This window comes from Streptomyces sp. NPDC048461 (assembly GCF_055587105.1).
The window spans coordinates 615,666-622,026 of record NZ_JBVJGW010000002.1; the positions used below are offsets into that span (position 1 = coordinate 615,666).

General features: G+C 71.1%; 5 protein-coding genes. 2 read left to right on the forward strand and 3 right to left on the reverse strand.

All coding sequences use genetic code 11. The features are described from left to right. Positions 1 to 53: 53 nt before the first annotated feature. Positions 54 to 1,025 carry an acyl-ACP desaturase gene (locus tag ACZ6S8_RS05590; protein WP_469452746.1) on the reverse strand — a complete coding sequence of 324 codons (972 nt, stop codon included), beginning with the start codon at positions 1,023 to 1,025 and terminating at the stop codon, positions 54 to 56. 502 nt (positions 1,026 to 1,527) lie between these two features. On the opposite strand from ACZ6S8_RS05590, the gene ACZ6S8_RS05595 reads away from it, so the two are divergent. After that, positions 1,528 to 1,998: an ATP-binding protein gene (locus ACZ6S8_RS05595; protein ID WP_469452748.1), complete on the forward strand. Its 471-nt coding sequence runs from the start codon at positions 1,528 to 1,530 to the stop codon at positions 1,996 to 1,998. 80 nt (positions 1,999 to 2,078) lie between these two features. On the opposite strand, the gene ACZ6S8_RS05600 is transcribed toward ACZ6S8_RS05595, so the two are convergent. Both ACZ6S8_RS05600 and ssgD read right to left on the reverse strand, forming a co-directional pair. Then, complete coding sequence (locus ACZ6S8_RS05600; protein WP_469452750.1) at positions 2,079 to 3,719, reverse strand: ABC-F family ATP-binding cassette domain-containing protein; 1,641 nt, start codon at positions 3,717 to 3,719, stop codon at positions 2,079 to 2,081. 284 nt (positions 3,720 to 4,003) lie between these two features. Continuing rightward, complete coding sequence (ssgD, locus tag ACZ6S8_RS05605; protein ID WP_469452752.1) at positions 4,004 to 4,420, reverse strand: spore wall synthesis regulator SsgD; 417 nt, start codon at positions 4,418 to 4,420, stop codon at positions 4,004 to 4,006. A gap of 346 nt (positions 4,421 to 4,766) precedes the next feature. Here ssgD and ACZ6S8_RS05610 point away from each other — a divergent pair, with 346 nt between their 5' ends. Next, on the forward strand, positions 4,767 to 5,990 hold the full coding sequence (locus ACZ6S8_RS05610) for a WD40/YVTN/BNR-like repeat-containing protein (protein ID WP_469452754.1): 1,224 nt from the start codon (positions 4,767 to 4,769) through the stop codon (positions 5,988 to 5,990). The last annotated feature ends 371 nt before the right edge of the window (positions 5,991 to 6,361 follow it).

Consider the following 6,361-nt stretch of genomic DNA (forward strand, 5'->3'; position numbering starts at 1 on the left):
GCGCGGCTCCGCCAGGGCAATCGGCATCACTCGGGCGAGCGAGCGGAAACCGGTCAGCCCTTGCGGGCCGCGATGCGCGCCGCGCGGGCGGCCAGGCGCTCGTCGAACTTGCTGGCCTCGGAGTCCAGGCCGTTCATGAACAGGCCGAGCTCCTCCTGGGCCTTCTGGCCGTCGGGGCCGAGGCCGTCGACATCCATGATCTTCAGGAAGCGGATCACGGGGCTCAGTACGTCGTCGTGGTGGATCCGCAGGTTGTAGACCCCGCCGATCGCCATCTGCGCGGCCATCCGCTCGAAGCCGGGCATCCCGTGTCCGGGCATCCGGAAGCCGACGACGACGTCCCGCACGGCCTGCATGGTGAGGTCCGGGGCGAGCTCGAAGGCGGCGCCCAGCAGGTTGCGGTAGAAGATCATGTGCAGGTTCTCGTCCTGCGCGATGCGGGCCAGCATCCGGTCGCAGACCGGGTCGCCGGACTGGTGGCCGGTGTTGCGGTGCGAGATGCGGGTCGCGAGCTCCTGGAAGGCCACGTACGCGACCGAGTGCAGCATCGAGTGGCGGTTGTCGGACTCGAAGCCCTCCGACATGTGCTGCATCCGGAACGCTTCCAGCTTGTCCGGGTCCACCGCGCGCGACGCCAGCAGGTAGTCGCGCATCACGATGCCGTGGCGGCCCTCCTCGGCCGTCCAGCGGTGCACCCAGGTGCCCCACGCGCCGTTGCGCCCGAAGAGCGAGGCGATCTCGTGGTGGTAGCTGGGGAGGTTGTCCTCGGTCAGCAGGTTCACGACCAGCGCGATCTTGCCGATCTCGGTGACCTTGGACTGCTGCGGCTCCCAGGCCTCGCCGTCCTCGAAGAACGCGGGGAAGTTCCGGCCGTCGGCCCACGGGACGTAGTCGTGGGGCATCCAGTCCTTGGTGACCTGCAGATGCCGGTTGAGCTCCTTTTCGACCACTTCTTCCAGCGCGAACAGCAGCTTGGCGTCCGTCCACGCCTCCGAGCTGCCGAGGTGGGGAGAGGTGATCGTCACGGGTACTCCTGGGTGCAAAGCGAATTACCTACGGTTCCGTAGCTTACGGACTCGTAGGTTAAGCGCGGCATCAAGGAGAGCCAAGCCCCATGGAAGTGTATGTCCGGTTACGTCCAGTTATTAATGCAGTTTGAGGACGTCCAGATGGGGCAGTCGTGGGTCAAAGTCATGCCGGAATGTGATCCTCCACGTCCACTTCGGGCCTGCTTTTCGTGGATCGGGCTCCGTCGCGCCGGTGTCGCCCGGTGGGTGCCGCCGTCGATCCGGTGGGTCGGGGCGCCTCCGTCCGAACCGTCGGCCCGGGTGGGCTCGAAGCTGCCTGGAAATACCGTGAGAAGTCAGTAAGTAGCGGCACAAGTAGTAGAACTGCGAACGAGGTTGGGCTACGGTCGGTAGCGCAAGTCTCACACGGGGCGACGCCGTGGCCTTGCACGAGCACTCCGGGACCGCACCGGTCTTCGATCTCACTGCCGTCGATCACACCCATACTTGGAGCAGCACGATGACGGGCACTCTCCGTGGCCTGAGGCCGGTCCGCGAGGTCCTGCAGATACCGCCCGAGGCGCAGAAGCTGAACTACTCGATAGGCCTGCACGGCAGCGCCTATTGCGCGGGCACCGCGCGATCCGTGGTCCGGCCCCTGCTCACCCGGCACGGTCTGTCCGACCTGCGCGATGCCGCAGCCCTCGCGGCGTCCGAACTCGTCGCGTGCGCGCACCGGTTCACACCCGACACCGAGATGGTACTCACCGTTCGCTGGCAGTTCGACGCATTGCGGATCGTCGTTTACGACCAGCACCCGGCGCACTCCTCGCCCGAAGTGCGCGAGGAGTGCCGGAGCCGGCGCAACCGCGGGATGTGGCTGCTGGCCGCAACCGTCGAGACCTGCGGTGGGGACTGGGGACTCACCCCGGTCCTCACCGCCACCGGCGGCACCAAGTCCTGGGCCTTACTGCCCCACCAGGTCAGGTGAGATCGCGCCGGCCGGTTGTCCGGCCGGTTCTCCACCCGTTCTCCACGCGGTTCTCCGGTCGGCTGATGTCCCCGCCGCGGTCATCCGTGCCACAGCTCCTCCCGGACCTCCTCCGCCGTGGTCGCGCGCAGCTCGCCGTCCAGCAGCAGCCACCGGGTGACGCCGATCGACTCCAGGAACGGCACGTCGTGGCTTGCCACGACGAGCGACCCCTCGTACGAATCGAGCGCGTCCGTCAGCTGCCGCACGCTCGCCAGGTCCAGGTTGTTCGTGGGCTCGTCGAGCATCAGCAGCTGCGGAGCGGGCTCCGCCAGCAGGAGCGCCGCCAGCGCCGCGCGGAAACGCTCGCCGCCCGACAGGGTGCCCGCCGGCCGGTCCGCGCGAGCGCCCCGGAAGAGGAAGTGGGCGAGCCTCGCCCGGATCAGGTTGTTCGTGGCGTGCGGGGCGAACCGCGCCACGTTCTCCACCACCGAACGGCTTTCGTCCAGCACGTCCAGGCGCTGCGGCAGGAACCGCGTCGACACGTGCGTCATGGCCTCGCCGGACAGCGGTTCCAGCTGCCCCGCGATCGTGCGCAACAGCGTGGTCTTGCCCGAACCGTTGCGGCCCACCAGCGCGATCCGTTCCGGACCGCGCAGCTCCCACTCGCCCCGAACGGCTGCCCCGTGGGCCAGCCGCAGGTCGCTCAGGGTCAGCACGCGCCGCCCCGGCGGCACCCGGGTCGCGGGGAGTTCGATCCTGATCTCGTCGTCGTCGCGCACCGCCTCCACCGCCTGGTCCAGGCGCTCGCGCGCCTGGGTCAGCTTCTCGGCGTGCATGATGCGGTGCTTGCCGGCCGACTCCTGCGCGGCCCGCTTCCGGGCGCCCATGACGATCTTCGGCTCGCGCTTGTTGTCGTACATCTTCTGGCCGTACCGCTTGCGCCGCGCCAGTTTGACCTGGGCGTCGGCCAGTTCGCGCTTCTGCCGCTGTACGTCGGCCTCGGCGACCCGGACCATGCGCTCGGCCGACTCCTGTTCGGCGGCGAGCATCTCCTCGTAGTCCGTGAAGTTCCCTCCGTACCAGCGGACGTGACCGTCGCGCAGGTCGGCGATCTGGTCGACCCGCTCCAACAGCTCCCGGTCGTGGCTGACCAGGACCATCACCCCGGTCCACGACTCGACCGCCGCGTACAGGCGGCCGCGGGCGCGCAGGTCCAGGTTGTTGGTGGGCTCGTCCAGCAGCAGGACGTCGGGCCGGGCGAGCAGCAGGGCCGCCAGCCGGAGCAGGACGCACTCGCCGCCCGACAGCTCACCGACGGTGCGGTCCAGGCCGATCCGGGCGAGCCCGAGCTGGTCGAGCGTCGCCACGGCGCGTTCCTCCACGTCCCAGTCGTCGCCGACCGCGGTGAAGTTCGCCTCGGTGGCCTCGCCCGCCTCGATGGCGTGCAGGGCCGCGCGGGCGGTGTGGATGCCGAGCGCCTCGTCGACGCGCAGCGCGGTGTCGAGGGTGACGTTCTGCGGGAGATAGCCGACCGAACCGGCTACGGACAACTGGCCTTCGGAAGGGCTCAGTTCACCGGCGACGAGCTTCAGCAGCGTGGACTTGCCGCAGCCGTTGAGCCCGATCAGGCCGGTGCGCCCCGGGCCGACGGAGAGGTGCAGCCCGTCGAAGACGGGAGTGCCGTCGGGCCAGTCGAAGGAGAGGTCGGAGCAGGTGATGAAGGTAGGGGCATGACTCATGGAGGCCTCCAGGTTGCGTGAGTGGTGCGTGCAACGCGGGGAGACAGCCGACGGACGGACGATGGCGGCGAACGCCAGGGCGGGTCGGTGTCTCGAACCTCAGACGAGCAATGTCCTGCTCCGTTTCGGCGGCAATGGGGCACCTACGAAGCTACGGGCGGTCGGGAGCGCCGGCAAACGAATTAGCGCGGGGGAGGGGTGTGCGGGTGGCGCGGGCGGCGGCATTTCCGCGTCAGACAGGTGTCCCGCGTCAGCCGGTGTCCTGCGTCAGCAGGTGTCCCGCGTCAGCAGGTGTCCCGCATCAGCTCGGCCAGGCTGTGGTCCATGTCGAGGTAGAGGTGCTCCAGGCCGGGAGGGACCACGGTCGAGGCCCGCTCGAGGAAGCGGTGCAGTTCGGCGGTCACCACCAGGACGATCGCCACCCCCTCGGGCGCGTGGAACTCGATCGTCGTCCGGTCGGAGTCGTACGGGCGCACGCGCACGTCGCCGCTGCCCGACGGGTGGTCCAGCCCGGATTCCAGCAGCTCGCGGGCGAAGGTCCAGGAGATCTCGATGCCCTCCAGCGTGGCCGGGGCGGGGAAGGCCATGCGAACGGCGAAGGGATCCGCCCGGTCGTAGCAGAGGGTGACGGGCACGGTCTCGACCTTCGGCGCGGTGGCGACCAGACGGGCCTGCACGGCCTGCTCGATGACAGTGATCAAGGCACACTCCCTTGCGGCGGATCTGCTGCCGGGCGTGTGGGTGGAACCCGGCAACCCGATAGACGCCGGAATCGGCAATTCCGTGCATGGAGGGTGACGTGACCTGTGTCACCGATTGGCCGGAAGTTTCCTGTGCGATCGCACAGAGTGACCAGGTGGGAGGAGGTGGCGGAAGGAAGCCGTACGTGGATTCGGGCCGTGGGGTGGTCCGAGAAGGGCTGGTTACCGCTCACTCGACAGGCCCAAGCAGGGGCCAGGGCCGGCCGCGGGCGGGTGTAGGGGAGCGGTGGCGGGTACGGGGACGCACCCTGGACGCCGGATCGGGGGTGCGTTAGCTTCCGGCGCCATGAGACTTCTGGGATTAGGGGTGGGCGTGGGAGCCGCGGCGCTGCTGGTGGGGGTGCTGGCGGCCCCCGCGCAGGCGGGCACGGACCGGGCCGGTGCGCAGGCGCTGGGTGCCGAACTGGAGGGCGCCGCGGCGGCCGAGGGCCGGGATGGGGTCGAGGTTCGGGGCGGGGCCGAGGGCCTGGGCGGGGCCGCGGGAGGCGGGCCGGACGGGTACGGCCGGCCCGGTGTGGGCTGGGCGCTCAAGGAGACCGGCGAGAGCGCCAAGGCATCCCGCTTCCGCGGGCTGGCCGCCGTCAGCCGGACCACGGCCTGGGTGGCCGGTTCCAAGGGGCGGGTGCTCCGCACCGTGGACGGCGGCCGCAACTGGCGGGACGTCTCGCCCCCGGGCGCGGTCGCGGAGGGGCTGGAGCTCCGCGACGTGGAGGCCTTCGACTCCCGGCGGGCGGTGGCCCTCTCCATCGGCGAGGGCGAGGCCTCCAGGGTGCTGCGCACCGACGACGGCGGCGCCACTTGGAGCGAGACCTTCCGCAACTCCGATCCGCGGGCCTTCTACGACTGCCTGACGTTCTTCGACTCCCGGCACGGCCTGGCGATGAGCGACCCGGTCGACGGCAAGTTCCGCATCCTGTCGACCGATGACGGCGGGCGGAGCTGGCGGGTACTGCCGGACAGGGGCATGCCACAGGCCCTGCCGGGCGAGGCGGGCTTCGCCGCGAGCGGCCAGTGCCTGGTCGCCGCGGGCTCGCGGGACGTCTGGCTGGCCACCGGCGGCGGGGCGACCGCGCGGGTCCTGCACTCCGCCGACCGCGGCCTGACCTGGCGGGTCGCCGAATCCACCCTCCCGGCCGGCGATCCGGCGCGCGGGGTCTTCGCCCTGGCCTTCCGCGACCGTACGAGGGGACTCGCGGTCGGCGGCGACTACCGCACCGGCGAGGCTTCGCCGCAGGCCGCGGCCCGCTCCGCCGACGGCGGCCGCAGTTGGCGGCAGGCGGCGACCCCGCCTCCGGCGTACCGGTCGGGCGCGGCCTGGTACCCGTACGGCGCGGCCACCGCCCTGGCGGTGGGGCCGACGGGCACGGACGTCACCGCGGACGGGGGCCGCACCTGGCGGCCGCTGGCGGCGGGGTCCTTCGACACGGTCGCCTGCGCCCCCGACGGCGGCTGCTGGGCGGCGGGCGAAAAGGGCCGGGTGGCCCGCCTGGAGCGGGGGGCGCGGGGGTAGGGGCGGGCGGGCGGGATGGGTTTGGGTGGGGCGGTCGGGATGGGGTCGGGCGGGGGTGCCGGGGGGCGGTACTGGTGTCGGGCGGGAGCGCGAGGCGGTGGGGGTTTCCCGTCAGTCTCATCGTCTCTCCGGGTCGGGCCGTCCCCTCAAGGGCGCTCCCTGCGGTCGCGTCGCTACGCGATGGCCTACGGCCACCCTTGACCGGCCGTCCCGCCCCGGACATACGAAGACTGTCGGGAAACCCCCAAAAGAACGGCACCGGGCGACCCTTCCAGCCCACCAGCAGCCAGAGACCCACGAGCCCGCCCCCAGCGCAACAGACCGGCACACGCTTCTCTTGGCATAGCGACTGCGACCCGGCTGCGGGCCGG